Origin of the sequence: Salibacterium salarium (assembly GCF_030813635.1) — a bacterium.
GTDB classification, from domain to species: domain Bacteria; phylum Bacillota; class Bacilli; order Bacillales; family Marinococcaceae; genus Salibacterium; species Salibacterium salarium.
Window position 1 is genome coordinate 122,510 of record NZ_JAUSUM010000003.1, and the last position, 26,438, is coordinate 148,947.

Sequence of the window (26,438 nt, forward strand, 5' to 3'; positions counted from 1 at the left end):
AGCTTACTTCTGCTGGGGATTACAATCATATTAATTAAGCATCCACTCTATGTTTAGCTGGATTACAATCAGGACTTTCAGTATAAGCAGATTCAGCCAATTTCCATAGATAGTAACATTCTTCTCTTGACATGTGATCGGCCATTAGCGGCGTTAGCGTTCCTAACATCTCTTTTGTTATCCCCATTTCTTCCAACTCATTTAAAAAACTGCGAAAGATATCAAATTCCAACTTAACCTGACTATTCAGCCGATTCAATGCCGGAAACGTCTCTACATTTGCACGTAAATACCCCGCCATTTCTACTGCTTTTAAGTAAAAATGATCAAATTCATCTGTAAACACTCGCGATTGTTCTTTTAAGTTATTCTCTATTTTATCCAACGATCCAGTTATTGCATCAGCATGCCCTGCGGCATCCAGCAGCCACACAAGATGATGATGAAGCGGGTGACAGACAGGTGGTTCTTCTTGATTTACAAGGTAGCTTAAAATACGTAAGTATTCTTCCACCTCATTCACCATGTGATTAATAAACGTGGGGGTCAATTCAATTTTGATTTTCCCAGTCAATTGTCTTTGTATAATTTGCAGTTTAAAAAAACGAATATCTTTGCTTGCCTGTTTTGCGTTCATCGTTAAATTTTCCAATGTTTGTTCTGTATGGTCTTCTGCTACTTCTTCTAATAATTGATCAAAAAGTTTGATAAAAGCTTGCGCAGTTTCGATATACTCGGTTTCAGAAGGAGCAAGTGTATCATGGATAAAACGTGCATGATCCCCCAATATTTGCAGCCAAAACAAATGCTCTTCGGTTGCTGTACCTTCCCAGTTTGTGTTCAATACCTCTCCTCCTTTGTATTCGTACTCCTTTAAACTATGAGAAAGAAGCCTGTACTAAAACAAAAAATGATTTCCGTTCGGGAGTTTGTTACATTTCTTAACTAATACTTTTCAGAAATTTAATAAAAATTAAATAAAAGTTTGATAGACTTAATGAATACTGAATTTATATCGTTAAGGGATGGTGTTTAAATGAAAAACTATTACAAGAAAATGCTTAGTCTTGGGACTGTACTGACGTTGGGACTATTAATTGTTCCATCACAACCCAACTTTGCTAAAGCTGATTCGCATGATAAAGAAATTCAGCTGCTGACACTAAACGATTGGCACGGTCAAATTGCTACCGAAACAACGATTGATGTTGGAGATGAGACAGTGACAGTTGGCGGGGCAGAATATTTAGCAGCACATCTACAAGACTACAAATCAAAAAATGAAAACACGATTGTTGCGCACTCTGGAGACATGATTGGCGGATCTCCGATGATTGCCTCTGCTTTTCAAGATCAACCGGTTGTAGAAATTATGGAAGCAATGAATGTAGATGTTGGAACCGTCGGTAATCATGAATTTGATGAAGGGATTGATGAATTCAACCGAATGATAGAGGGTGGGGAACATCCAGATGTAGAAGAAACCGAAGATTATGACGGCATAGATTTTCCAAATGTCGCTGCCAATGTCTATGATTCTTCTACCAATGAACTACTGCTTGACCCTTATTATATTAAAGAAATAGATGATGTAGAAATTGGATTCATCGGTGTAGCAACAACAGAAACACCTGGTATGGTAAAAGAACAAGGGAATGAAAACCTTGAGGTTCGAGATGAGTTGGAGGCAATCAATACATACTCCAAAGAGTTGGTGGATGACCAAGGAGTTGATGCGATTGTCGTCTTAGCTCATAATCCAGCGGCACAAGAAGACGCCACTTTCACAAATGAAAAATCAGACGACAAAACTATCGCTAAAGCAGATGGCGGGACATTGATAGAAGACGTAGCAAATTGGGAAAATGAACTCCATGATGAAGTCGACGTCATCGTTGCCGGACATAATCATCAAACAGTGAACGCTACATTGAACGACGACGTTGCTGTTGTCCAAGCATGGGAATATGGATATGCTTTTGGAGCTATAAACCTTGTAATAGATTCTGAATCTGGCGATATTATCGGGGAAGAGACGGAAGCTGAAATTATTTATAACACACAAGATGTAACCCCGGATGCAGAGATCAGCGAAATCATTAATAAATATAACGATTTGATTGAACCTATTCAAAATGAAGTCGTCGGGGAAAGTGCTTATAATTATGATAATGAAGGATACCCGTATAATGATCGTGCATACGCAGATCACGCAATTGGTAATTTAATAGCCGATTCAATGGCTTGGTCGATGGATTCTGATATCGGTATTATGAATGGCGGCGGTATCCGCGAAGGACTGGATGCCGGAGAAATAACATTTGGAGATTTATATGCCATTCAACCATTTCAAAACATGCTTGAAACCTTTACTGTCGATGGGGCCGGGCTTCGTGAAATAATGAATAATCAAATATCAAGCTATGGTCTCGATTACTCTATTTCCGGATTTGAATATACCTACACTTTCGACCATGACAAAGAACAAGGACAAGTCGAAGATATGTTTTTGTCAGATGGAACTCCGATTGAAGACGATTTGTCATACACCGTAACAACAAATGATTACAGCTACCTAGCCGATGGCATGGACGAATATGCTTTAGGCGAAACAACAATCGGTGATATTGATTCCGATATTCTTCGCGACTATGTAAAAGAGATGGATGAACCACTTGCAATGAAACCAGAAGGCAGGATAAGACAAGTTACTAATCAATTCGAAGATATCCCGCTTGATAACTGGGCCAATCCATACGTGTTTGATCTTGCTCACAATGGGGTGGCGGATGGAACATCAGAGACCACATATTCTCCTTACCAAAACGTCACACGGGCTCAGTTCACATACATGATGACCAATGCATTAGACTTAAGCAGTTCAAGCGACGCACCATTTGAAGACATTGGCGAGTTAGCGGATGCATCACAAGAGGAAATTACGGCAGCCTACAATGCCGGTATTGTCCAAGGAACGTCTGACAAAACGTTTGAACCGAACAAACCAATTACTCGTGCTCAAATGGTAACCATGCTAATGAGGGCTTATGAGTATGAGAATGATGAAACGTTCGAAGCTTCTTCCTCAACATTTGAAGACATGCATTCTATGAACCAAGAAATGAGGATCGCTGCCGAATCTGCGCACGAACTCGGTTATATCGATGGATATGATAATCAATTCATGCCAAATAACACAGCCACCCGTGCCCAAGCAGCCAAAGTATTGTCTCTTTATATGGTAAAATAGTCATCCTCGTTAAGGTAGTCCCCACTCATAGGGACTGCCTTTTCCCTTTCCCTTAACCGACACCAATAGAACACTCCCTACTTGTTCTATTTTCTAGTAAAATTGTTAAAACAATGTCATCGCCCAACCAAGCAGAATGAAAGCAATGACAGTCATAAAGATATCTTTTCCTTTCTTCTCTCCTGTATAAAATACGATTTTCAGAACATGAAAAACGATAAAACCAACAATAATGAGGGTAGCATAGGACAACACAATTACAGACGGTATCGATGTTATTTGAAGCAGTATGAAAACAATCAGCAGCACTAAAAGGAAAGACAGCTTTGCATTTTTATTAACCTCTGGATTAAATAGTTTTTCTTTTTTCGTTACCTCATCGTTCATTCTCCACACCTCTTATTATTGCATATCTGAGATATTGTATTATTATTCCAAAAGAACAGCAGAAAGCCAGACCACAATCGGGCCTGGCTCTATTGTTTATTACTTTTCTTCTAAGCGGCGAATTCGTTCATCTAACGGAGGATGGGAGGAAAACAAGCTCGCCATCGTTGACTTGTTGTTGATTTTCAACGTCTGTAATGATGTCTGACTATCATCTACCATGTTCGACCGTGCTTGCAAAGATTGCAGCGCCTGTTTCATTTTGTCTTTTCCGGCAAGATCTGCCCCGCCTTTGTCAGCGTGAAACTCTCGGTACCGCGAGTATGCATTAACGACAAGGCTGCCAAGAATAGAGAATATAATCTGAAACACAATAATAGCTGCAAAGTGAACAAGCATACGCATACCATCATTTTGTACAAAACGAGAAACGATAGATGCTACAATTCGAGAAAGGAATACAACAAATGTGTTAATGATTCCTTGCAATAACGTCATCGTTATCATATCACCATTAGCAACGTGCGCCACTTCATGAGCAAGAACACCTTCCACAGAATTATCATCCATAGAGTTGAGCAAACCACTCGATACGGCAACTAACGAGCGTTTCTTAGTTGGACCCGTTGCAAATGCATTGACTTCTTTAGAATTGTAAATACCGACTTCCGGCATATGGACCATACCGGCACTACGACATAAACGATGAACTTTATCTACTAGCTCACGCTCTGTGCCAGTGCTGGTTCCTGGATCTATAACATTTACACCCATCATTTTCTTCGCAATAATCCGAGATAAACCAAGAGAAATGAAGGCTCCGCTAAAACCTATAACGGCACTGAAGATTAGCAGGGAGACATAATTTATATTACCCGCGGCTGTTGCTCCCATACTCGGAATCTCCACACCAAACATACTCAATATACTAAAGACGATTGTAACCATAGTAAGAATGAGAACGTTGGTTATAATAAACAGTAGAATCCTTTTACCCAAGTTAATTTCCTCCCAATTGATATTTTATTATATAGTTTAAAGCTGTTTACGTAAAACATATATAAAACGTTTCACTTTTATGATTGTAACATTTTTCGTGATGTTTGGCTTGTTTTATGCTTTCTTTGTTTAGATATTCTATCACAAAGGTATAGATAAACCAGAACCATTTATACTAAGTTCTAAGTTTTAAAAGGAGGTTCACCTAGTTATGGCTTTAAATGTGGCACAAAAACTTATCAAGAACCACTTGGTTTCCGGTGAAATGGCACCTGGAAAAGAAATTTCATTATCTATAGATCAAACGTTAACACAAGATGCCACAGGTACGATGGTTATGCTTGAGCTTGAAGCAATGGAAATTGAACGTGCAAAAACCGAGGCTTCTGCGCAATATGTTGACCACAATGTGATTCAAGAAGATAGTAAGAACCCTGATGATCACTTATTTTTAGAAAGTGCGGCAAAACGATTCGGTCTTTATTTCAGCCGTCCAGGTAATGGTGTCAGCCATCCCGTTCATATGCAGCGTCTAGCCGTTCCTGGCAGAACATTACTTGGTTCCGACAGTCATACCTGTGCGAATGGTTGTATGGGAATGCTTGCTATGGGAGCAGGTGGTATAGATGTTGCAATGGCTATCGCTGGTGAACCTTACTACGTTAAAATGCCTCAAATTTGGGGTGTAAAACTTACGGGTGAACTGCCTGATTGGGTAGGAGCAAAGGATATCATTCTTGAGTTCTTGCGCCGCCATGATGTGAAGGGCGGGGTCGGAAAAATCATTGAATACTATGGACCCGGCTTGGAACAATTAAGTGCGATGGATCGTCATGTTATTGCCAACATGGGAGCTGAACTTGGTGCAACCGCAACTGTATTTCCTTCCGATGGAGAAGTCAAACGATTCCTCAAAAGCCAAGGACGTGAAGAGGATTGGCATGAAATCACTGCAGACCAAGAAGCAACATATGACATCGATGAAGAAATCGATCTTTCTACATTAGTTCCAATGATTGCAAAGCCTTCTAGTCCAGGTAACGTTGTCCCTATCACAGAAGTAGAAGGAGAAGAAATTTATCAATCCTATGTTGGTTCCTCAGCAAACCCCGGGTATAGTGATTTTGCTATTGCTGCTAATATCGTGAAAGGACAGCAAATCGCAAGTGGCGTGTCTTTTGATATTAACCCGACCTCTAGACAAATGCTCACGGATCTCGTTGAGAACGGGCATATCGCCAGTCTACTATCATCTGGGGCCAGATTGCATCAGGCAGGCTGTAATGGCTGTATCGGTATGGGACAGGCGCCTGCCTCAGGCCGTAATAGTCTAAGAACAACTCCTCGTAACTTCCCTGGACGTTCCGGCACTAGAGAAGACAGCGTATTTTTATGTGGACCTGAAGTGGCAGCAGCTTCTGCCTTATACGGGAAAATCACTGATCCAAGAACACTAAATATGTCCTACCCTCATGTAAACGAGCCTGATCAACCTACAGTAGATTTTCGATTGCTTGAAGAACCCCTTGCTTTAGAAGATGCCAAAAAAACCGAGTTGCATAAAGGACCGAACATTGCATCCATTCCATATATGGAGCCATTACCAGATAACATTAACGTTCCCGTTTTACTAAAAGTAGGAGACAATTTCTCCACTGATGAGATTTTAGCCGGGGGCGCACGTGTACTTCCTTATCGAAGTAACCTCCCCGAAATCAGTAAATTCGCTTTCGAAATCTTAGACGAAGACTATTATAATAGGTCTATGGACATACGTGAGAAAACAGGCCACGCCATCATTGGCGGAACAAACTACGGGCAAGGATCCAGTCGCGAACATGCTGCGTTGGCGCCCCGTTATTTAGGATTAAAAGTCGTAATTGTTAAAGACTTTGCTAGGATTCACCTTCAAAACTTAATTAATTTTGGTATTCTTCCACTTACCTTCGCAGATCCACGCGATTTTGACCAACTCGAACAAGGAGACACGTTGGAGTTGAAAAATGTAAGAGAAACCATACAAGACAGTAAAGAATTAACGGCTGTCGTAAAGGAAAAAAATAAAGAAATCCGAATCCTTCATGCATTATCCGACCGTCAAGTGGACATCATGTTAACAGGAGGACTAATTAACTGGGTGAAAGACAGACAGCAAGATAAAGCTTAATTTCCTCCTATTCATTTTCCTCCTAAAAGGAGCAAATTAATCATGAATGAAAATGTATGTAAAGCTTGTGATGGTTCCGGTTTGTTGATGGATGATGAACAATGGAAATATTCCTGCAGTGTATGCGGGGGAGATGGGATTTTGGAAGCTGGTGAAAGTCCGGAACCCGAAGGACCCTTCGATGTCGATGGCAATAACAGAACGCTTGAATAGGAAAAGCTTCATGGCTGGAGTGAACCAGCTATGAAGCTTTTTTCAAAAGACACTATTTAAATTGTTTATAGTTGCCCTCAAAATACAGTAACGGTTCTTCATCCTGAATCTTGAGATTATCGACTTTTCCGATAAACAATGTGTGATCTCCTGCTTCATGACTGTCATAAACACGGCATGCAATATTCACAAGAGCATCCTCAATAATAGGCTGTTTTTCAAAACGTTCAAATGGAACATCTATTTCTTCTTTCAATTGATTCGCGAAATATTGAGAAAGTTCGGTTTGGTTTTCTTTTAATATACTTACCGCAAACGTACCTGACTGTTCTATCATATCATGGGAATTAGCATGTTTTGCGACCGAGATTAGTACAAGCTTCGGATCAAGGGAAACAGACATAAACGCGTTGGCCGTCATACCATGTACTTCTCCATCCACCTCTGTTGTTACAATCGTAACACCAGTCGCAAACTTGCTCATCGCCGTTTTAAATAAACGATCATCCATCGATACTTCCTCCTCCGTCTGATTTCAAAACAAAAAGTCACCATCAACGTTACATGGAAACGAGTGATTATGCAACGAATACAAAATAAAGGTTTAGTTATTCTGTATTAGGGAAAGGTTGTCTTAAAAACTGGAGGAATAGGCATATGTACTCTCTTTCAAACAAAACGGTAATTATAACAGGATCGGCATCTGGTATCGGAAAAGCAACAGCATTACAAATAGCAGCAGCTGGGGCGAATGTCGCACTGATTGATATACAAGATTCCAAACAGACAGCTGATGAAATCATAAATAACAATGGCAGCGTTATCACTTTTAAAACTGATGTAACAGACGCCCAACAAATGAAAGAAGCTTTCTCACAGACAGCTGAAAAATGGGGGAAGATTGATGGTGTTTTTTCTAATGCAGGGATGAATGGAAAAGTTACTCCTATCGAAGATTTTGAACCAAGCGACTGGGATCATACATTAGCTGTTAACTTAAAAAGCAGTTTTTTATCGACAAAGTATGCAATCCCTTACATGAAAGAAACAGGGGGGAGTATCATCATTACAAGCTCTATCAACGGAAACAGAACGTTCTCGGCTCTAGGAATGTCAGCCTACAGCTCCTCCAAAGCAGGACAAGTTGCTTTTTCAAAAATGGCAGCTGTGGAACTTCGGCCATATAATATTCGCGTAAACACCATTTGTCCCGGGGCTGTGCAAACAAATATTTTGGATCGAACCTATCGGGATGAGGGCCAACTAGAAAAAATAACTCAAACAGGTGGTCACAATAATGAGGGGGCAAACCTTGATCAAGCGGTCTCCCCCGATAAAATTGCAAATCTGGTATTATTCATGCTGTCAGACGAATCCGCTCATATTACAGGAACGGAAGTATACATCGACGGAACGGAATCTTTATCATAATTAAGAAGTTGCTTTCTTTTTGGGACCACTGCCTGTTTTTGGAGTACCTTTTTTCTTCGTGGCTACCTTCTTTTTATTTTTATCCACCGATGCTTGGAGAGCCTCCATCAAGTCAGCTACATTATCTTTTGGAGTCTCTTGATTGGCTGAAACAACTTCTTCTCCATTTTCTTTTGCTTCGATTAATTGTACTAATTTTTTCCGGTATTCATCTTCATATTTTTCTGGTTCAAATTCTGTGCTAAGCTGATCTATCAGCATTTTTGCGGTATGAAGCTCTTTTTCTTCAAGCTTCTCTTCTCCCGGAACATTAGGTACATCTGCAGCACTTCTTATTTCATCTGAATAATGGAGTGTTTCCAGCAAAATAGTGTTTTTATAAATGCGCAGTGCCGCCAACTGCTCTTTCGATCGAATCATGATTTTTGCAATCCCGACCTTTCGAGAGTCCTGCAGGGCTTGTCTCAACAAGGAATATGCTTTTGCGCCTCCTTCGTTAGGACCTAGAAAATAGCTGCGATTAAAATAAATAGGATCGATATCATCTATATTAATAAAATCAAGAATTTCGACTGCTTTTTCCCCCGCTTCTTGACGAAGTTCTTCAAGCTCGTCGTTTTTCATTACAATATAATGACCATTTGTTGTTTCGTACCCTTTCACCAAGTCCTCTTTTTCCACTTTTTCTTCGCACACCGGGCACACCTTTTCATACTTTATTGGTGTTTTGCATTTTTCGTGCAGATTACGAAATGATATGTCTTTGTCTTCCGTTGCCGCATGCATTTTAATTGGAATACTTACCAGACCGAACTGAATACTCCCTTTCCACATCGTATGCATAGATGAACATCCTCCTTTTTTGCTTATTGTGCATGACTTATACGTTTGTCATTCATACTAACGACAAGGAGATAAGAAAAAGGAGAGAATGCCGGTGAAACCTTCAAGAACAGCATCACTGCCTAAGGAGAAGGATTGGGTATATGAATTAAAATATGACGGCTATCGTGCTTCTCTTCATTGGGACGGATGTAACGCATGTGTCACCAGTAAAAATGGACACAATCTTAACAAGCAATTCCCCGAAATTTTAGAGAGCGTCTATTCTCATTTTTCATCGGAGGATTCCTTTCAATTGGATGGGGAACTCGTTATACTTGAAAACGCAGGCAAAGCCGATTTTTATTCTTTGCAAAGCAGGCATCACCTTCGTTCCGCACGTAAAATCGCAAGCTTTGCTTCTACCCGCCCGGCTGCTTTTCTAGCGTTTGACTGTCTCTCATTCCATAACCAATCCTTAACAGATAAGACATACGAAGAGCGAAAAAAAGTACTAAAAGATCTAATTAAATGCCGTAATCTGCCATTATCACCAGAACCTCAAGCTGCTGAACGCATTCAATTTCTCCCTTATAAAGAAAATCTCGATATTCTCTTGAGAGAAAACCAATTGTTTCGAAGTGAAGGGATTGTTGCTAAACACTTCCATTCTCTTTATAAAAAAGAAAGAACGCAAGATTGGTTAAAATACAAGACACCATTTACAGCAAAATGTTTTATTACAACATATGACCCTGCCAATGATTACTTTGAACTTGGTGTTTTTGAAAAAAACGAAGTGATAACGATAGGAAAATGCGCCCATGGTTTGTCCGATCAAGAGAAAACGGCTCTCATCAAAACAATGAAAAATAATGGAAAATGGGATGTTTCTACGAAGGTTTATCGTTTAGAACCTTCCATTGTTGTAGAAGTTTCCTACACAAGCCGAAAGGATTACGAATGGAGAGAGCCCAGATTCCATACCTTTCTTTTGCAGCATACGCCAAATCTTTGCACTATCGAAAAGCTTCATATAGCTGACCTTAGACTCCCTAAAGGCGTTGAGATTACGAATCCAGAAAAACTTCTATGGCCCAATCAAATGGTGCACAAATATAATTACCTTCAATACGTTAGGTTTATAGCTCCGTTTATCCTTCCGTTATTAAAAGACCGGGCTCTAACCGTTATACGTTATCCCCATGGCATTACAGAAGAAGGTTTTTTTCAGAAAGACTGTCCCAACTATGCACCAGACTATGTCGATACCAAAGCATTTGACGACAATGATTTTATCGTATGTAATAAACTAGAGACACTTTTGTGGCTTGGAAATCAACTTGCTTTGGAATGGCACATCCCTTTTCAACGCCATCATACTGAACACGTTGATGAAATCGTGTTTGACCTAGATCCTCCAGACACCAGCCATTTCCCCATGGCAATAGAAGGAGCACTGCATATAAAAGAGTTGTTAACAGAATTTAAGTTAGAAGCGTTTGTGAAATTTTCGGGTAATAAGGGAATTCAAATATATGTGCCTCTTCCGGAAAACACCTACTCGTGGGAAGACACCGAATTAATTACAAAAGCAGTCGGGCGTATAATGACAGATAGATATTCTGATCTATTCACTCTAGAAAGACGTCGAAATAAACGGAACAATAAACTTTATCTTGATATTCCTCAACATGCAGAGGGAAAAACAATTATTGCTCCTTATTCCTTACGGGGGAAAAAGGATGCTCTAGTAGCATGCCCGCTTTTTTGGGAAGAGTTATCTTCTTCTTCGGTAAAGCGAACCCTTTTTACAATGGAACATGTTATAGAAAGAGTGATTCAGTATGGGTGTCCCTTCCAAGCTATGAATGGCAGTCGTAACAAAGACGCTGTCGATCAGCTGCTCGATACGTTGAAAAAATCACCTATATAAAGGAAAAGGAGGGAATCAATGCTATCTGAAGATTTAATAACTCAGTGTAAACTCCGGCTGGAGCCTTTCGCCTGCGAAGGATTTGTTTATGGGACTGGTCCTACACGGCCACTATTAATGTTTGTCGGAGAAGCTCCCGGGGAAACCGAAATCAACAATGGAATACCTTTCAGTGGCAGGGCCGGGAAATATTTTGATCATTATCTTGAGCATCTCGGTATAACACGGAACGACATTTATATTACAAGTTCCGTTCGCAGTCGCCCCTATAAATGGGGGAAACCGCATAATAAACCTGCTCGAAAATACAACCGCACTCCTAATAAAAAAGAAATCGCAGCCCATGCCCCCATACTGGATGCTGAAATTGAGACGACAAAACCGCCCATTATTGTTCCAATGGGACGCATTGCTTACTGGAGATTACTCGGATTTTCTCCAAAAATGGAAGAAGTGACTGGAACATTTATTCATTCACCCATCCGCCGGCTTGATGATTGGGAGAAAAATACATATGACTTCACCCCGGAAACTTATACGATTTTTCCGCTATATCATCCGGCAGCTGTTCTTTATAAACGAAGTCTAGAAACTATTATATACACCCATCTTAACGAATTAAAATCAGCATTAAAAAACATATAAGACCGGAGTTTTTTACGCTCCGGTCTTTTTTACAGGTTATTCGTTTTCCTTTTCAACGGCTGTTGTTTGGGTTGTGTCCTCGGTGCTTTCTTTGTCCGTTTCATAATGCTCGCTATCATCAGATGCAGCGGCACTTTCATTTGCCGCCTGCACCGAGGTAGTCATCTGCCCGGCCAGCCCCTTACCGGCAAAACTCTCTAACAATTCTTTCATATCAATCCCTGTCGATTCTTTAAGAGTATCCTGCATGACAGCCATGTTGTTCGTAACACTTCCCGCTAAGTTTGATACGCCTTTACCACTTCCTGTGTCAATAACTTTTACACTGTCTATATTATTAAGTGGTTCTGAAACGGCTTTTGCAAAATCTGGCATCATTTTGATCATCATTTCTAAAATAGCGGCTTCACCGTATTTCGACATCGCTTCTGCCATTTGTTCTTTCGCTTCTGCTTCTGCCACACCTTTTTCACGGATAATCCGGGCTTCCGCTTCCCCTTGTTTACGTTCAGATTCCGCACGTGCCTCAGCTTCAGCAATCGTACGATACTTTTCTGCATCTGCCTGCTGACCGGATGCATAGCGTTCTGCTTCCGCTTTTTTCTTCACTTCCCCTTCATATTGTCTTTCTTTACGCTCGATTTCAATTTCTTCTAATTCGGACTGCTTCGATAATTCAACCGCTCGTACATCCATTTCCTGCTCTTTCAATTGGCGGTCTGTAATACTCTTCTCTAAAGCATATGCTTGATCAGCCTGTGCCCTAGCTTTTTCATTTTCTTGCTTAAACGCAGCTTCTTGGATTTCATTATTTTTGCGTGCTTCTGCAATCTCTGTCTTATGTTTATATTCCGATTCTTCTGCTTCTTTATCCATTTGAGCTTGGTGAATTCTTGTTTCTCTCTCCGAATTTGTTTCCGCAATGTCAGCGTTTTTCTTCGCTTCTGCAATACGGGGCCGTCCCAATGCTTCAAGATATCCATTATCATCTCGTATATCTTTTAGGGCAAAGGATGTTATTTCAAATCCCATTTTTGCTAAATCTTTTTCTGCCACATCCTGTAGCTGGCGGTTAAACCGTTCTCTATCTTGATATATTTCTTCAACGGTTAATGAAGATAATGCTGAACGAAGATGTCCTTCTAGAACTTCTACGATTTCTTTATCACGGTCTTCTTTTCCTTTTCCTAAAAATTGTTCAGCAAAATTAGCGATTTGATCAAGAGAACTTCCTATCTTCACCATAGCCACCGCATCTGCAACAACTGGAACACCTTGGGATGTGTACACTTCTGGTGTCTGAACCATAAGCTGGGAAGTTGTTAAATCAACAGGTTCTGCTACCTGCACAAGCGGTTTTATAAACACACCACCACCGCGGACGACTTTTAATTGCCGTCCATTCTCTTCGTCTGTGAAGACATTGTCTCCGTTCCCAAGTCCTTTCCCTGTAATAATAAGTGCTTCGTTTGACATTGCCGTCTTGTAGCTTCGCTTAAACATAATATAGCCGATAATTGCTAAAATAAGTAAAACGAATAAAACGACTCCTGTTATAATTAAACTAAAAATGTCCTGAATTGCTCCCATTTTATGAGGCACCTCCTGCTTTATTTGATTTGTCATCCTACATAACGAGAAACCCCCAAATAACGTTTCAGTATTTTACAATTTTTTTATTTCATGACGAAAGAAAAAATATTTACTTAATAAAACTTACAATTCATTGATAAAATACTTATAGTGTCTTAATATTAAAGATGATTACATATTACAAAAAACAGAAAAAGGTGAAATAATGAAACTGATAGCAATAGACATGGATGGTACCCTTTTGAATTCTCAACAAACGATAAGTATACAAAACAAAGAAGCTATCCAAGCAGCAATAAGTCAAGGAATAAAAGTAGTTATCGCAACCGGGAGAGCCCATTTTGACGCTCAAACCTTTTTAGAAGAAGCGGGGCTGGCGCTTCCCATTATCGGTGCCAATGGAGCCACTTACCACAACCAACAAGGTGAGCTTGAGTTATCTGTTCCCATTCCCAATGAAAAGGCTTTCGACATCATCTCCTGGTTACACGATGAAGAGTATTATTATGAGATTTTCACAAACCAAGCCATCTATACTCCTCATCACGGCAGAAACTTATTATCGATTGAGTTAGACCGTTTACAATCGGCAAACCCTTCTATCAAAAGAGATGAGCTGGAAACAGCTGCTCTCAAACAATTTAATCAAACAGGCTACGCTTTTCTTTCTTCCTTTGAAGATATAAAGAAAAAAGATGCAGAAATATATAATATTCTCGCGTTCTCCTTTCTTAAAGAAAAACGTGATAAAGGTTGGGATCAATTCAAGGACGAAAATAGCTTAACTCTTGTAAGTTCCGGGGATCACAACTTTGAACTTGAACATCACGATGCTTCAAAAGGAAACATGCTCACCTATCTCGCCTCTCAATACAACCTGCCATTAGAAGAAACAATGGTAATTGGCGACAGCTTTAATGATTTATCAATGATGGATGCCGCAGGACACAGTGTAGCAATGGGAAATGCACGAGATGAAATAAAACAGAAGTGCACTCACGTGACCTTATCTAATCAGGAAGACGGAGTTGCTCACATCATTTCCAAAACATTAGAGATAGAGATTAATAAATAAATACAAAAAGCGTGGCATTGTAATCTTTCGAACATGCCACGCTTTTACCGTTATTGCTTTTGATCATTTACTTCGTCTTTAATTTCCTGACGCATACCATCAATACTTTCTTCACGACGTTGATTTTTTGCTTCAATCTGCTGTTTTTCTTCTTCACTCAATTCTTCAGAATGTGCCTTTTCAAAATCTCTCGCCTCATCCATGTTTTGCAAGGTGTGTCCGATTGTGTTCTCAATTCTTTCCGGATTATTCGAACGATCATCTGGTTTGGGCTTTTCCATTGCCTAACATCCCTCCTTATGAATTCATGTTTAGTATGATCTTCTTACAGGAAACTTATGTGAAATATATGTACAACTTTTGACAAAAAAAGTACAATGAATACTGAATATTTTTTTAGAATACATATTCTACATCACCTATTAGAAAGGGCGTGACCCATATGGAAGAGTGGCTTACGATGGATACATGGTTAGGCGATATCGTATCATCCAGCAATAACATTTTATGGACCTATCTGCTCGTCGGATTATTATTATTCCTCGGTCTGTTTTTCACAGTTAGATTGCGTTTCGTACAGTTCACGATGTTAAAGGAAATGGTTTCTCTCTTATTTAAGGGAACGGATCGAAAGGTGTTCAAAGACAAAAAAGGAACGACACCATTCCAAGCCTTTACTATCAGTACTGCAGCCCGTGTTGGAACCGGGAATCTAGCAGGTGTAGCATTAGCTATAACAGCTGGAGGACCTGGTGCTGTGTTTTGGATGTGGATTATTGCGTTGGTTGGTGCAGCGACCGGCTTTGTCGAAAGTACACTTGCACAAATGTATAAAGTTAAAGTGAAAAATGGTTATCAAGGCGGACCAGCATACTATATGGAAAAAGCATTAGGTATGCGTTGGATGGGGATTTTATTTGCCATCTTAATTATGCTTTGTTTCGGTCTTATTTTCAATGGAGTACAGTCTAATACAATTTCGCAGGCATTCACAGGTGCTTATAACATCGAAGGATACTGGATTGGCGGCGCTATTGCGATTATGATTGGTATTGTCATTTATGGGGGTATTCGAAGAATCGCTGTTGTAACTGAATTTGTTGTCCCTATTTTCGCAATTATTTATATTTTAGTATCTCTTGTGATCATGTTTATGAACATCGGTGCTTTACCTGAAGTATTCTCCCTCATTTTCACTAATGCATTTGGCATTCGTGAAATTGCTGGCGGCGGCTTAGGGGCAGCTATAATGAACGGGGTTCAACGTGGATTATTTTCTAACGAAGCTGGTATGGGTAGTGCTCCTAACGCAGCGGCTACAGCTCACGTTAGCCACCCCGTCAAACAAGGTCTAGTACAAACACTAGGTGTGTTCACTGACACTTTGATTATTTGTAGTTCTACTGCCTTCATTATCATTTTAGCTGGAGTTCATACTTCCAGTGAATCTGATGGGATTCAATTGACCCAACTTGCGTTAGATGCGCACCTTGGCGGATGGGCACAAACTTTTGTTTCCTTGGCCATTTTCTTTTTCGCCTTCAGTTCTTTGTTAGGTAATTACTATTATGGGGCGAATAATATTAAGTTTATATCCGAAAATCCTGTTTATATACAAATTTTCCGACTTGCATTTTTGGCAATGGTTATGATTGGAGCAGTAAGCGATCTGCAATTAATTTGGTCTCTGGCCGACCTATTTATGGGCTCAATGGCTCTTGTCAACTTAATTGCTGTTGCAATGTTAACGAAGATTGCCGCAGCCGCCTTAGACGATTATCAAAAACAAAAACGACTTGGATATGATCCTGTTTTCTACAAGGACAGTATTCCAGGGTTAAATAACATTGAATCATGGGAGAAAAAACCAAAACGTTCTGATGACGAGTAATATATAAGAAAAGCGCAAGCGCCCTGGATAGTAGAAGTTCGGCTAAGAACGCCACGTCCTGTGACAACGTCGAACTGACCCACCTCGTGTGGGCCTCCGAGCGGCTGGGCGCTGAAGCTGGATCCCAAAAACGCCAACATTTTATACTTTCGTATCTTTTAAAAAAGGCTGACCTAAAAGTTGTTAACATAACTTTTTGAGGTCGGTCTTTTTTTGAAACTTCATCTATGATTATTAATTTTTAATTCATTCGGTTACAATACCTAGTCTATATCGTCATACCGTGATATCCTAGTCTCAGGTAAAATATTGGGGAATCTTGTATTACATTAGAAAAAGTTATAAAAGAGAGGAGGATTTTGTCGTTTTGTATAAAAAAATATCTTATTCTATTTTAGCTGCGACACTATCACTTACCTTATTGCCCTCCAACTCTCATCATGCAGAAGCCGCTAGTTCTTTTAGTGATGTGAGCGAGAATTATTGGGCAGAGAATGAAATTGCGTTTCTAGAAGATGAGGGCGTCGTTGATGGAAGAGAATCAGGAGGATTTGGTCCCGAAGAAGATGTAGCTCGAGCGCAAGCTGCCAAAATGATGTCCAACGCGTTAACTTCTAATAATAATTTCACTCCTTCGGCCACTTCTTTCTCGGACGTGGACGAAACCTTTTGGGCGTATAATTACATTGAACAAGCAGCGGAACTTGGTGCTTTTACAGGAAAAGAAGATGGAAGTTTTGATCCGAATGGGAATATAAGACGTGCTCAAGTCGCCGCAATCATTGGACGAGCTTTTTTCGAAGAAGAGGCTGAAGAAAATCAAGGTTCCACGAATTTCGACGACATTTCATCTGACTTTTGGGCGGGGAATTACATAGAAACTCTCGTAGACAATGAAATTATCGAAGAAGAGGACGAATTCCGTCCAAATGAAAATGCTACAAGAGCTGAAGTTTCCGCTTATTTAGCCAGGGCGATGGAAGAAGACGTGGAAAACAACGAAGAAAAGGAAGTAAAAAGTGAGACTCCTTCAAACGAAGAGTTAGCTGAAGAAAACGTGATATATACAGGAGAAGTAAGTGCGGATACTCCTCTAAATGTAAGAAGCGGACCAGGAATGAGCTACAATGCTATCACTGCTTATAATGATGGGACATCTGTTGATATATATGGAAAATCAGACGAATGGCTAAAAATCGAACACGAAGGAAAATGGGCCTACGTTCATCAAAATTATATTAAATCAGCAGATGAGAATGACGCTGTAGAACAAAACGATTCAGATGAATCTGATTCAACAGAAAATGATGAAGAAGAGCAAATAAATGATTCGAATGAAACAGAATCAGAAGACAATAACTCAGACCTTTCTTCTGATGATAATAGTAAAGAAGATATCATAGCTGAAGCAAAAGTGACAGTGTCTGATTTAAATGTGAGAACAGAGGACAATGCTGACAGTAGAAGTATCGACAAACTTGATACGGGCGATACCGTTGACGTTTATGAACATGCTAGTGAAGACTGGGCTTTGATTGGTTATGATGACGAAATAGGCTATGTCCATCGTTATTACCTCCAAGAAAAAGAACCTGGAGAAGATGCATTGAAAGGCAAAACAATTGTCATTGACGCTGGCCACGGAGATCATGACAACGGAGCTTCTGGTAATGGACTTGTTGAAAAAGAAGTCGTTCTTGATGTAGCACTTGAAGTCGAAGAACGATTGCAAGAAGCAGATGTAGATGTTGTTATGACACGATCCGATGACACATTTTTAGAACTAGGAGAACGTGTACAAATAGCAGAAGAAGTTGATGCAGATTCTTTCATCAGCATTCACGCCAACGCATTCGATGAATCAGCGCAAGGCGCAGAAACATTTTATAATAATGATCACAAAGCAGCGGCAAGCCAAGCATTAGCGCAAAACATCCAAGATGAACTCGTCGCACAAACCGATATGAGTTATCGACGAGTTACAGATGCTGAATTTGTTGTTATTGAAAACACAACGATGCCAAGTACACTTGCAGAACTTGGATTTGTTACCAACAGTGAAGATTCAGCACGGATGAAAGAGGCAGGATATGAAGGGGATGCCGCAGACGCTATTTTTGATGGCATCGACAATTATTATAACTGGTAACTTTCATAAAAGAAGCACGGTCTTAGGAAGAATAACCGTGCTTCTTTTTATGTCGTTTATGTAGTTGTTCCATATCTTCCAACCGATCATGAATAGACAAAATGACATAAAACACAATAATTTCTTTTGAAAATTGATGATGGTACCGGTACGAGATCATATCAGGATGAATTTCCTGTATGTGCCAAAAATGGTGGTCAATATCGGCAATCATTTTATAATGATCCTCAGGAATATGGTGTTCTGGATGATGCAGAACATTAATAATGGAATGAAATCCTCGTTCACATAACTCTTTTTCCCCTTCATGAAAACTTTCATTCACTTCTTTCAGCATAAACAAACTGTTAATGTGATATACAATGCGCTCCAAGGCTTCAAGCCGCCTATTTTCATAAGTGAAATAATCAATATACTGTGTACTGTAGCGATGATACTTCCATTCTTCTCTTTGATAATAAACAAGATCCATCGCCCGGTCTATGTCTTTTTGCAATTGCTGAAACTGTTGTCGTGTTGCTTTTGTGGCAGGTTTATTAACACAAAGTTCATGGGCTCGTTTTTCTAAAATCGTGGTGATCTCATCTATAATTTTGGTATTCTTAGAGGAAATGAGTTCAGAAAAACGCGGATGCAATATCGAAAAATTGACGAGTGCCGACACGACAAGTCCAATACTTGTTGTCCCAGCCCTTTCCACAAACGAAATGAAATACGCTCCCTCTGTAACAGGAATCATCGCAACGGCCGTCAACGTTGCAACAAGAGTCCCGACCTCTAAATGCAAAAGGTTACAAGCATATATCGTAAATACGGCCGCTACTGCATAAGCCGCTGCATTTTGACCAAATAAAGAAACAGCTGTCACAGCCAATGCTGCCCCAATCAGAGTAGCTGGAAAACGCTTTACACCTTTTTTGATCGAAGCTGCTGCAGTTGGTTCTAGTGTTACAATAGCCGTAATCACCGCAAAAGCAGGAGGTAAGCCTGCTAAATGACATAGAAACGCTGCAAGATATACAGCTATTCCTGTTTTAATTAACCGCGCCCCTAAAAACTTTATTCGTATTTTCTTTATATGTTCTAACATGTAAATGGCCTACTTCTTTTTTTCCCATCATAACATATAAGAGTAAAACGATTCGATACGCTCTACATCGTCAATTATTTCTCTTTTATGAGTTATAGTGCTTGGTCATCCAATCCACGACACGTAAACCCTCTTTCTCCCGAATATCTTCGGTATGTGCTATTCCCAAAATTTCACCATTCTTAATGGCAATAACACGATCAAATATAGACTCCATTTCGTTCACTTCATGTGTCGTGATTAGAACCGTTTGCTCTTCAATATCTATAAATGAAATCAAACTTTTTACAATCGATTCTCTAACCATCGGATCAAGGCCTGATAATGGTTCATCCATTAAAATAACGGGAGCTTCACGGGAAAGAGTCAATACGATTTTCAATCTGCCACGGTTCCCTTTAGATAACGACTTTATTTTACTCTTTGGATCAAGCTTCATAAAAGAAAGCATATCTTCTGCTTTATTCTTATTGAAATCATCAAATTGGGAGGCTTGAAAATCCACCATATTTTGCACGGTATAAAAACGATAAAACGCATCTAATTCTGATAAATAGGCGACCTTTGACGCAATTCTACGTGTGACTGGCGTTTTGTCTATATAAACGGAACCCCTGCTTGGATTTATCAATCCAGATAATACCTTCAATATTGTTGATTTCCCACTCCCATTTTCTCCTACAAGTCCAGTTATACCACCCTTTGGTATATCGAGTGATATGTTGTGTAACGCCGATTTGGTAAAGTAGCGTTTGCTTACATCTTCTAACGTAATCATTGACTTTGATCCTCCTTGTCTACATACGATTTTAAACCATGAATCATGTCTGTTGCAGAAAACCCCATTGCTTCCATTTCCCTTACAAACTCCTCAATGCGAACCTGTTTTCTTTCTTCCCGCAATTGATGAAGTACTGTTTGATCCTCTGTCACAAATGTTCCCTGGCCGCGTTTTGTCTCCACCACACCATCTCTCTCCATTTCATTATACGTTCTTGACGCTGTATTAGGATTCACACTGAATTCTATCGCCGCATCGCGGACCGATGACAGCTTTTGCCCAGCTTTCAAGTCTCCTCTAATGATGCGCCAGTATATTTGATCCGCCAGCTGACGGTAAATAGGTTTAGAAGTATCAAATGTATGTGTCACGTGTCACACCTCTACTTTTCTATCTATCAATACCGCGGATATTACAAAGATGACTACCATAATAATAAAGTGGAAAAGCACATTTCCAACATAAAATTGATACAAAAACATTTCACTTATTGGTCTTAAAATACCCGTCTCAAAATTTATCGATATTTCTGCCCATTGCCAACCCGCTGCCATTAAGTCATCACTAATCCAAATAAATACCACAAACAAAGCAATAACAATCAACCATGACCAGCCTCGCAAAATATCCCTTAAAGTTAAATACAGAGAAATAAACAGCAATACGAATAGGCCTGCATAAAAAGACTGAGCAACAATAAAAGAACCAGCCAATCCTACAAACTCTATTGTTTCCATGTATCCGGGAATATTTTCGGAGGGCATCAAGTTATATGCAATAGCAAGAACAATTGCTCCATTAAGTAATAATGAACCAATCATGTATACAACACCACTTATCATTTTAGCTGAAATTAAACGATACATAGGTTGAGGGGAATGCAGCCATAGATGAAAGGTTTTTAATTCCTTTTGCATACTTATAATCATATACACCGGTAAATAAATAAAGTGCATTAAAATACCGGCTGTCATACTATAAAGCATCACTCTGTCTGTCATACCATAAATTGTAACCGGAGGACCATACCCTTCCTGCATAGCATAAGATATACCCAGCACTGCAAATATCAATCCTATGCCGAACAGAAAAATCGTTCGTGTTAACAAAAATTCTTTTTTTAAAAGCGCAAGCCAGCTTTTCATTATTTTTTTACCTCCAATTGTTATTGTGTCCTAGTGTACTAATTAAATAGTACACTAGGACACAATAAGAGTCAATGAAGTTATATATCGTTTTCTGAGAAATAAAATAGTAAAATGGGCATGGAGATCTTCGTTGAGAAGGGATGTATCGTATGTCGTGGTGGAATTATATGCATGAAGGATCAACTTTTTCATGGTTTGGCACAGCTCATATTACTGTTTGGTTGATAATCATTTTTTTAAGTGGATGTATCATACTTGGACGCGATTTTCTTTCAAGAAAAGGTTCACGCAACTTTATCTCTTTTGCCTTTATTTCTCTTTTTCTCCTAAGTGAACTCAGTTTTCAAGCTTTCTACATCACAAACGGGATATGGGATATTTCCTATTCATTGCCGCTACATTTAAGCAGCATCGCTTGGATTACTTCCGTCTTAACCCTTTTAACCAAACATAATATTTGGTTTGAAATTACTTTCTTAGCTGGTTTAGGCAGTGCAGTATTAGCATTACTCACACCGGACCTTGCTGCTTTTGGATTCCCGCATTACCGATTCTTCCACTTTTTCCTTACACATGGTCTTGTTATTCTTGTTGTGTTTTACCTATTGTTTGTAGATAAAATGTTCATTTCCTTTCGTTCTGTATTACGGGTTTGGGGGATTTTGAACATATATGCCCTAGCTGTGTTTTTCTTTAATTTAGCCATTGATGGTAATTATATGTATCTCATGAATAAACCAACACAAACGACTCTGTTTGACTGGTTTGGCCCGTGGCCATATTACATTATTTCATTGGAGATATTCACGTTTTCCATGTTTTTATTGATTTATGGTGTCTACAAATCAATCTTTTTTGTATCATACATGAAGTAAAGTCGTTTAATTTAAATACTCCAAACAAACAAAACACCGTTCGAAAATGGAACGGTGTTTTGTTTAATTTTCTTCATACAACCCTCTTTTTCTCAAAATAAACAACAATAAAGTTGTTTAAAAGTTAAGTCTTCTTGCACAATAGCGTGCGTTTGCGGAACAGAGTTTACTGTTCTAATGGGCTTTTATTATGTTATTATTTAGCAATGCTTGTGCTATAATTATTATATGTTTATAAGGAGGGAGTTCTAATGAATAATTGTTGTACATTTGTAATTGACAGTCTCCATTGTGCATGATTTTAAAATTATAAATCATAATGAAGGAGAGTTAATATATGGGTATTTTTAGCATTTTTGTAATAAATACAGTTCATTATCAACCAAACGAAAAATAAATGGTTATAATGAATCGTTGATATAAAAAATAATTCATTATAACCACATTGGAGTGGGTTATAATGAACGAAAAAAATATAAAAGATAGTCAAAACTTTATTACTTCAAAACATCATATAAATAAAATATTGAGTAATATAAATATAAATGCAAATGATAATATCTTTGAAATTGGTTCAGGTAAAGGTCATTTCACGCTTGGATTGGTTCAAAGATGCAATTACGTGACAGCTATTGAAATAGACCATAAATTATGTCAGAAAACGCAAAATAAACTTGTGAATTACGATAACTTTCGAGTTATAAACGTGGACATATTGCAGTTTAAGTTTCCTAAAAATAAAGCATATGAAATATTTGGTAATATACCTTATAACATAAGTACAGGTATAATACGAAAAGTTGTTTTTGAAAGCACAGCTGCAGTCAGTTATTTAATAGTGGAAAACGGATTTGCTAAAAGGCTGTTAAATACAAATCGCTCATTGGCGTTACTTTTAATGACAGAAGTTGATATTTCCATATTAAATATGATTCCTAGAGATCACTTCCACCCAAAGCCTAAAGTTAATAGCTCATTAATTATATTAAAAAGACAACAATCAAAAATATCATGTAGAGATAGACAGAAATATAAATATTTTGTAATGAAATGGGTTAACAAAGAGTACAAAAAACTATTTACAAAAAATCAGTTTAATAAAGCCTTAAAACATGCAAAAATAAATGACTTAAATAACGTTAACTTTAAACAATTTTTATCTCTTTTCAATAGTTATAAATTGTTTAATAAATAGTGTAAAAGGGACGCGTTATTCGATAAACGCGCCCTTTTACGGAAAATCAAAATCTTTAAAACATATCAAATCCCGTGCCTGTCTGTCACCCATTAAGAGGTGGGGAACAGACAGACACAATAGACACTTAGCATCGTTTACGACGGGGAATAATTTGCCCTCTAATTTCACCACCAGGATTTTGTTCGGTATGAGCATTTACATACGTCAATTCTTTTCGCATCAGCATTAGTAAGTCATTGACATTTTTTACACCTGCGTCATTAGGAACGACATCCTTATCTGTAATAACTCCCGTAACTACTCCTCGGCGGGTGGTTATCCCATTTTGATCTTCTAAAGTCGCCAGGTCAGCCCCAAAAAGGAAGACAAGAACGGGTCCATTTTCATCGCGGGCTCCAAAGTGAATATGCGCTTGAATGAAATTTCTAATATTGTTGACTTCTAGCTCAAATTCAATTTTTGTACAATCCTTATTAGCGATAAATTTAGCTATTCCAAAAGCATCCGTCTTTACTGGAGGTACTTCGTTTATCCCACTTAACTTTGCGACAAATTTCTCCATAAATTTCACCTCCTGAATATACGGTATGTAAATCGAAATAACTTTGTATAGGTAAGAGGATGAAGGGTTAAAAAAAGGCAAATGATAGAGGTTATAAAATTCAAGTAAAAGTGGTTTTTTTATCTTATCGGTAGAAGCCGAAGCTGATTCTAGAATGGACTTACGTTATGATACTCAAGTTCAATCTGTTAATCAGGAAGACGACTCAGGTTTTAATAGTGCTGAGGAAATCTGTTAGATTAAGACTATCCATGAAAAACTCACCATGTATCAACCATGTAATGAATCCCATAATAAGCCCAATAATCAAGGAATCCAGTAGATTGGCCATAAGTCTAACCCCGAATCCAGCTTCTTGTTCCATCTAAATACTTCCTTTCAAACAGTTTTTCTCTCATGAAAAAAATATTAAATTTAACCCAGCAAGCGCTACAATAACACTTGCAATCTTTTTAATCCTCTCTTGGGACAAATGTTCAAACCATTTCATTCCCAATCGAGAACCAGCAATCACACTAATTACTCCTATGACAAAATAAATAATAAATTCTCGATGAATATCCCCGCTGAACCCATGCATGAGGATTGTAATCATTCCTGTCAAAAAAAAGGTAGCCTGTAAATTTGCATTATATGAATACTTATCATTGCTAACCATTAAATAATAAAATACAAAAAATGGACCACCAACAACAAAAACGCCTCCGATAAAACCACCGATAAAACCTAAAGAAAGTGGTAAAATCTTTTTTTCCGGAGTATCCCGGGTTCCTATTCTTTTTTGTGATAATATGTATATAACCATTCCAATAAGAACAAATCCCAATATTTTTTTTAGCATATCCATCTCACCAAAATAATGAAGCACAAAAAAAGCCGCAACACGTCCTATGACAGCGGCGCTTAATAAGTAAGCAAGTTTCTTCATATCAATATGTTTATACACCTTGATAAAAATAGTCATACACGTGACAAGCGCTAAGGAGGTAACAAGCAGCGTACTGTCTTTCACCGTAAACAAAAACGGCAAAAAGCTCATCGAGAACAATCCAAACCCAAATCCGCTCGCCCCCTGTATAAAACTTCCGATAAATACAACGACAAAAATAACTAATATGTCAGCTATCATAAATTTTTCGAACCTTTCTGTCTCCCTTAATAAAATCCACTATTCCATTATACAACATGTAACAACCATATGAATCACCACGCTCTCAATGGAAAAAAGGCGGAAGGTCTTTTCCCTCCGCCTCCCTGATTATTACAAAATATCAATAACGACAGCTACCGCAAGCAATAATTGTAATAGTATTTGAATGTTAAGCGCTAACTGCGTATCATTAATATCAATCGTCACACCTCTACTATTTTCAAGATACGTGTACTGATGCGTGTGCTGTTTTATTTTAGCTGACTGCATTAGATCCTGCGTGAATCTTTCTGCACTATCCGAATCTCCTCCAATAGAAACGGTAATGAGAATTAAAATAGCTGCTTGAATTCCTGCTTGAACGCTTAATGCTCCTTTAATGTCTGTATTGGAAATACTAACATCACAGCAGTCTATGATTTCTATATAGTCTTCTGAAATTTGTACCGTTTTATTTGTTTGGTCTGCGTTTTGCGTACTATTGTTATTATTTCCTCCACAAGACATGTCAGAAGAAGGATCTAAGGCATTCCATCTTCTATTCCTATTTCTATTCTTATTCCTATTTCTATTTCTGTCTCTGTTTCTGTCTCTGTCGCAATCTCTGTTATTGTTTCTTCCCATCATATTACCTCCTTTCTGCTAGTATTCTATGAGAGATTTATACAAAAGATTGGACAAACCACCTAATACAAACACATATTTTGTGATTTTCCCTTATGATTCTTTCTCTTCTTCATCTTCTTTATCACTAAATTGTTCTCCGGCTAAAAATTGTTCTACACTGTCTTGCATACTACTGACAACTTCTTTAAGCTCCTCTTTTTCCTCATCTGATAACTCTATTTTAGAGTGATCTATACCGTGTTTTTTTAATAGACGCTTCACTAGCATTTGAGTCAATTTGGGGTTTTGTTGCATATCCTTACCCTCCTTTAATCCATTTCTATAAATGGTATGAAAGATAGAACGATATGTATGGGGAAGAATCTAGCTTTTCTGGACAAAATGGCAATTATTTTTAAATATAGTTCATAGACCACTAACACCAGCACCACCTTATACTTTCTGAACTT

28 protein-coding genes are annotated in these 26,438 nt (G+C 38.6%); 12 read left to right on the forward strand and 16 right to left on the reverse strand.

All coding sequences use genetic code 11. From position 1 onward, the window contains the following. Positions 1-34 precede the first annotated feature (34 nt). Positions 35-844 carry a DUF2935 domain-containing protein gene (locus tag J2S78_RS12315; protein ID WP_306898976.1) on the reverse strand — a complete coding sequence of 270 codons (810 nt, stop codon included), beginning with the start codon at positions 842-844 and terminating at the stop codon, positions 35-37. 192 nt (positions 845-1,036) lie between these two features. Here J2S78_RS12315 and J2S78_RS12320 point away from each other — a divergent pair, with 192 nt between their 5' ends. Continuing rightward, positions 1,037-3,250 (forward strand): 5'-nucleotidase C-terminal domain-containing protein, encoded by a 2,214-nt coding sequence (locus tag J2S78_RS12320; RefSeq protein ID WP_306898977.1) that lies wholly within the window; start codon positions 1,037-1,039, stop codon positions 3,248-3,250. Positions 3,251-3,355: 105 nt separating this feature from the next. On the opposite strand, the gene J2S78_RS12325 is transcribed toward J2S78_RS12320, so the two are convergent. Both J2S78_RS12325 and htpX read right to left on the reverse strand, forming a co-directional pair. After that, positions 3,356-3,637: a hypothetical protein gene (locus tag J2S78_RS12325; RefSeq protein ID WP_306898979.1), complete on the reverse strand. Its 282-nt coding sequence runs from the start codon at positions 3,635-3,637 to the stop codon at positions 3,356-3,358. A 99-nt stretch (positions 3,638-3,736) separates the two neighbouring features. Beyond that, complete coding sequence (htpX, locus tag J2S78_RS12330; RefSeq protein WP_125554456.1) at positions 3,737-4,636, reverse strand: protease HtpX; 900 nt, start codon at positions 4,634-4,636, stop codon at positions 3,737-3,739. Positions 4,637-4,847: 211 nt separating this feature from the next. On the opposite strand from htpX, the gene J2S78_RS12335 reads away from it, so the two are divergent. Together J2S78_RS12335 and J2S78_RS12340 are read left to right on the forward strand one after the other, a co-directional pair. Beyond that, the gene (locus J2S78_RS12335; RefSeq protein ID WP_306898981.1) at positions 4,848-6,803 is read left to right on the forward strand and encodes an aconitate hydratase; all 1,956 of its coding nucleotides are present in this window, start codon (positions 4,848-4,850) and stop codon (positions 6,801-6,803) included. A gap of 42 nt (positions 6,804-6,845) precedes the next feature. Continuing rightward, positions 6,846-7,016, forward strand: coding sequence for a hypothetical protein (locus J2S78_RS12340; RefSeq protein WP_185819509.1), 171 nt, complete (start codon positions 6,846-6,848; stop codon positions 7,014-7,016). 52 nt (positions 7,017-7,068) lie between these two features. Here the strand turns inward: J2S78_RS12340 and J2S78_RS12345 are convergent, their stop codons facing one another. Further along, positions 7,069-7,527, reverse strand: coding sequence for a flavin reductase family protein (locus tag J2S78_RS12345; protein WP_306898984.1), 459 nt, complete (start codon positions 7,525-7,527; stop codon positions 7,069-7,071). Between the two features lie 146 nt (positions 7,528-7,673). Here J2S78_RS12345 and J2S78_RS12350 point away from each other — a divergent pair, with 146 nt between their 5' ends. Beyond that, positions 7,674-8,447, forward strand: coding sequence for an SDR family oxidoreductase (locus J2S78_RS12350; RefSeq protein ID WP_306898985.1), 774 nt, complete (start codon positions 7,674-7,676; stop codon positions 8,445-8,447). Here J2S78_RS12350 and ku read toward each other — a convergent pair whose 3' ends face one another. Next, positions 8,448-9,290 (reverse strand): non-homologous end joining protein Ku, encoded by an 843-nt coding sequence (gene ku / locus J2S78_RS12355; RefSeq protein ID WP_306898987.1) that lies wholly within the window; start codon positions 9,288-9,290, stop codon positions 8,448-8,450. Positions 9,291-9,384: 94 nt separating this feature from the next. On the opposite strand from ku, the gene ligD reads away from it, so the two are divergent. Both ligD and J2S78_RS12365 read left to right on the forward strand, forming a co-directional pair. Beyond that, positions 9,385-11,205 carry a DNA ligase D gene (ligD, locus tag J2S78_RS12360; protein ID WP_306898989.1) on the forward strand — a complete coding sequence of 607 codons (1,821 nt, stop codon included), beginning with the start codon at positions 9,385-9,387 and terminating at the stop codon, positions 11,203-11,205. Positions 11,206-11,223: 18 nt separating this feature from the next. Beyond that, positions 11,224-11,850: a uracil-DNA glycosylase gene (locus J2S78_RS12365; protein ID WP_306898992.1), complete on the forward strand. Its 627-nt coding sequence runs from the start codon at positions 11,224-11,226 to the stop codon at positions 11,848-11,850. A 36-nt stretch (positions 11,851-11,886) separates the two neighbouring features. Here the strand turns inward: J2S78_RS12365 and J2S78_RS12370 are convergent, their stop codons facing one another. Continuing rightward, positions 11,887-13,440 carry a flotillin family protein gene (locus J2S78_RS12370; RefSeq protein ID WP_306898993.1) on the reverse strand — a complete coding sequence of 518 codons (1,554 nt, stop codon included), beginning with the start codon at positions 13,438-13,440 and terminating at the stop codon, positions 11,887-11,889. 208 nt (positions 13,441-13,648) lie between these two features. On the opposite strand from J2S78_RS12370, the gene J2S78_RS12375 reads away from it, so the two are divergent. Next, complete coding sequence (locus J2S78_RS12375; protein WP_306898995.1) at positions 13,649-14,518, forward strand: Cof-type HAD-IIB family hydrolase; 870 nt, start codon at positions 13,649-13,651, stop codon at positions 14,516-14,518. Between the two features lie 50 nt (positions 14,519-14,568). On the opposite strand, the gene tlp is transcribed toward J2S78_RS12375, so the two are convergent. Continuing rightward, complete coding sequence (tlp, locus tag J2S78_RS12380) at positions 14,569-14,799, reverse strand: small acid-soluble spore protein Tlp (RefSeq protein ID WP_306898997.1); 231 nt, start codon at positions 14,797-14,799, stop codon at positions 14,569-14,571. A 179-nt stretch (positions 14,800-14,978) separates the two neighbouring features. Between tlp and J2S78_RS12385 the strand changes: the two genes are divergently transcribed. Both J2S78_RS12385 and J2S78_RS12390 read left to right on the forward strand, forming a co-directional pair. Beyond that, a complete protein-coding gene (locus J2S78_RS12385; protein WP_306899598.1) occupies positions 14,979-16,409 on the forward strand; it encodes an alanine/glycine:cation symporter family protein in 1,431 nt (476 codons plus the stop codon). A gap of 367 nt (positions 16,410-16,776) precedes the next feature. Beyond that, positions 16,777-18,558 carry an N-acetylmuramoyl-L-alanine amidase gene (locus tag J2S78_RS12390; RefSeq protein WP_306898999.1) on the forward strand — a complete coding sequence of 594 codons (1,782 nt, stop codon included), beginning with the start codon at positions 16,777-16,779 and terminating at the stop codon, positions 18,556-18,558. 22 nt (positions 18,559-18,580) lie between these two features. Here the strand turns inward: J2S78_RS12390 and J2S78_RS12395 are convergent, their stop codons facing one another. From J2S78_RS12395 to J2S78_RS12410, 4 genes are all read right to left on the reverse strand, one after another. Next, positions 18,581-19,648 (reverse strand): aromatic acid exporter family protein, encoded by a 1,068-nt coding sequence (locus tag J2S78_RS12395; RefSeq protein WP_306899000.1) that lies wholly within the window; start codon positions 19,646-19,648, stop codon positions 18,581-18,583. A gap of 85 nt (positions 19,649-19,733) precedes the next feature. Further along, positions 19,734-20,426 carry an ABC transporter ATP-binding protein gene (locus J2S78_RS12400; RefSeq protein ID WP_306899002.1) on the reverse strand — a complete coding sequence of 231 codons (693 nt, stop codon included), beginning with the start codon at positions 20,424-20,426 and terminating at the stop codon, positions 19,734-19,736. Then, the gene (locus tag J2S78_RS12405) at positions 20,423-20,800 is read right to left on the reverse strand and encodes a GntR family transcriptional regulator (protein WP_306899004.1); all 378 of its coding nucleotides are present in this window, start codon (positions 20,798-20,800) and stop codon (positions 20,423-20,425) included. Before J2S78_RS12405 ends, J2S78_RS12400 begins: the two co-directional genes overlap by 4 nt. Positions 20,801-20,803: 3 nt before the next feature. Continuing rightward, positions 20,804-21,574, reverse strand: coding sequence for a hypothetical protein (locus J2S78_RS12410; RefSeq protein ID WP_306899006.1), 771 nt, complete (start codon positions 21,572-21,574; stop codon positions 20,804-20,806). Between the two features lie 152 nt (positions 21,575-21,726). On the opposite strand from J2S78_RS12410, the gene J2S78_RS12415 reads away from it, so the two are divergent. From J2S78_RS12415 to erm, 3 genes are all read left to right on the forward strand, one after another. Next, entirely contained in the window at positions 21,727-22,452 is a 726-nt protein-coding gene (locus J2S78_RS12415) for a YwaF family protein (protein ID WP_306899007.1), read from the forward strand. Between the two features lie 337 nt (positions 22,453-22,789). Then, entirely contained in the window at positions 22,790-22,849 is a 60-nt protein-coding gene (gene ermCL / locus J2S78_RS12420; protein WP_123317386.1) for a 23S rRNA methylase leader peptide ErmCL, read from the forward strand. Positions 22,850-22,912: 63 nt separating this feature from the next. Next, entirely contained in the window at positions 22,913-23,647 is a 735-nt protein-coding gene (erm, locus tag J2S78_RS12425; RefSeq protein WP_306899009.1) for a 23S ribosomal RNA methyltransferase Erm, read from the forward strand. Between the two features lie 127 nt (positions 23,648-23,774). On the opposite strand, the gene J2S78_RS12430 is transcribed toward erm, so the two are convergent. The 5 genes from J2S78_RS12430 to J2S78_RS12450 form a co-directional block, all read right to left on the reverse strand. Further along, positions 23,775-24,212 (reverse strand): CHRD domain-containing protein, encoded by a 438-nt coding sequence (locus tag J2S78_RS12430; RefSeq protein ID WP_306899011.1) that lies wholly within the window; start codon positions 24,210-24,212, stop codon positions 23,775-23,777. A 205-nt stretch (positions 24,213-24,417) separates the two neighbouring features. Beyond that, positions 24,418-24,576 carry a hypothetical protein gene (locus tag J2S78_RS12435; RefSeq protein ID WP_306899013.1) on the reverse strand — a complete coding sequence of 53 codons (159 nt, stop codon included), beginning with the start codon at positions 24,574-24,576 and terminating at the stop codon, positions 24,418-24,420. Between the two features lie 30 nt (positions 24,577-24,606). After that, positions 24,607-25,341: a sulfite exporter TauE/SafE family protein gene (locus J2S78_RS12440; protein WP_306899015.1), complete on the reverse strand. Its 735-nt coding sequence runs from the start codon at positions 25,339-25,341 to the stop codon at positions 24,607-24,609. A gap of 132 nt (positions 25,342-25,473) precedes the next feature. Beyond that, on the reverse strand, positions 25,474-25,986 hold the full coding sequence (locus J2S78_RS12445; RefSeq protein ID WP_306899017.1) for a spore coat protein: 513 nt from the start codon (positions 25,984-25,986) through the stop codon (positions 25,474-25,476). Between the two features lie 93 nt (positions 25,987-26,079). Continuing rightward, positions 26,080-26,283 (reverse strand): hypothetical protein, encoded by a 204-nt coding sequence (locus tag J2S78_RS12450; RefSeq protein WP_306899019.1) that lies wholly within the window; start codon positions 26,281-26,283, stop codon positions 26,080-26,082. Positions 26,284-26,438 lie beyond the last annotated feature (155 nt).

What these genes read in the sequence shown, in the direction of transcription:
- J2S78_RS12320 (WP_306898977.1), top strand. Translation starts at nt 1,037, where the DNA reads ATGAAAAACTATTACAAGAAAATGCTTAGTCTTGGGACTGTACTGACG.
- J2S78_RS12325 (WP_306898979.1), bottom strand. Translation starts at nt 3,637, where the DNA reads ATGAACGATGAGGTAACGAAAAAAGAAAAACTATTTAATCCAGAGGTT.
- J2S78_RS12335 (WP_306898981.1), top strand. Translation starts at nt 4,848, where the DNA reads ATGGCTTTAAATGTGGCACAAAAACTTATCAAGAACCACTTGGTTTCC.
- J2S78_RS12340 (WP_185819509.1), top strand. Translation starts at nt 6,846, where the DNA reads ATGAATGAAAATGTATGTAAAGCTTGTGATGGTTCCGGTTTGTTGATG.
- J2S78_RS12345 (WP_306898984.1), bottom strand. Translation starts at nt 7,527, where the DNA reads ATGGATGATCGTTTATTTAAAACGGCGATGAGCAAGTTTGCGACTGGT.
- J2S78_RS12350 (WP_306898985.1), top strand. Translation starts at nt 7,674, where the DNA reads ATGTACTCTCTTTCAAACAAAACGGTAATTATAACAGGATCGGCATCT.
- ku (WP_306898987.1), bottom strand. Translation starts at nt 9,290, where the DNA reads ATGCATACGATGTGGAAAGGGAGTATTCAGTTCGGTCTGGTAAGTATT.
- J2S78_RS12365 (WP_306898992.1), top strand. Translation starts at nt 11,224, where the DNA reads ATGCTATCTGAAGATTTAATAACTCAGTGTAAACTCCGGCTGGAGCCT.
- J2S78_RS12370 (WP_306898993.1), bottom strand. Translation starts at nt 13,440, where the DNA reads ATGGGAGCAATTCAGGACATTTTTAGTTTAATTATAACAGGAGTCGTT.
- J2S78_RS12375 (WP_306898995.1), top strand. Translation starts at nt 13,649, where the DNA reads ATGAAACTGATAGCAATAGACATGGATGGTACCCTTTTGAATTCTCAA.
- tlp (WP_306898997.1), bottom strand. Translation starts at nt 14,799, where the DNA reads ATGGAAAAGCCCAAACCAGATGATCGTTCGAATAATCCGGAAAGAATT.
- J2S78_RS12385 (WP_306899598.1), top strand. Translation starts at nt 14,979, where the DNA reads ATGGATACATGGTTAGGCGATATCGTATCATCCAGCAATAACATTTTA.
- J2S78_RS12395 (WP_306899000.1), bottom strand. Translation starts at nt 19,648, where the DNA reads ATGTTAGAACATATAAAGAAAATACGAATAAAGTTTTTAGGGGCGCGG.
- J2S78_RS12400 (WP_306899002.1), bottom strand. Translation starts at nt 20,426, where the DNA reads ATGATTACGTTAGAAGATGTAAGCAAACGCTACTTTACCAAATCGGCG.
- J2S78_RS12410 (WP_306899006.1), bottom strand. Translation starts at nt 21,574, where the DNA reads ATGAAAAGCTGGCTTGCGCTTTTAAAAAAAGAATTTTTGTTAACACGA.
- J2S78_RS12415 (WP_306899007.1), top strand. Translation starts at nt 21,727, where the DNA reads ATGTCGTGGTGGAATTATATGCATGAAGGATCAACTTTTTCATGGTTT.
- erm (WP_306899009.1), top strand. Translation starts at nt 22,913, where the DNA reads ATGAACGAAAAAAATATAAAAGATAGTCAAAACTTTATTACTTCAAAA.
- J2S78_RS12430 (WP_306899011.1), bottom strand. Translation starts at nt 24,212, where the DNA reads ATGGAGAAATTTGTCGCAAAGTTAAGTGGGATAAACGAAGTACCTCCA.
- J2S78_RS12435 (WP_306899013.1), bottom strand. Translation starts at nt 24,576, where the DNA reads ATGGAACAAGAAGCTGGATTCGGGGTTAGACTTATGGCCAATCTACTG.
- J2S78_RS12440 (WP_306899015.1), bottom strand. Translation starts at nt 25,341, where the DNA reads ATGATAGCTGACATATTAGTTATTTTTGTCGTTGTATTTATCGGAAGT.
- J2S78_RS12445 (WP_306899017.1), bottom strand. Translation starts at nt 25,986, where the DNA reads ATGGGAAGAAACAATAACAGAGATTGCGACAGAGACAGAAACAGAGAC.
- J2S78_RS12450 (WP_306899019.1), bottom strand. Translation starts at nt 26,283, where the DNA reads ATGCAACAAAACCCCAAATTGACTCAAATGCTAGTGAAGCGTCTATTA.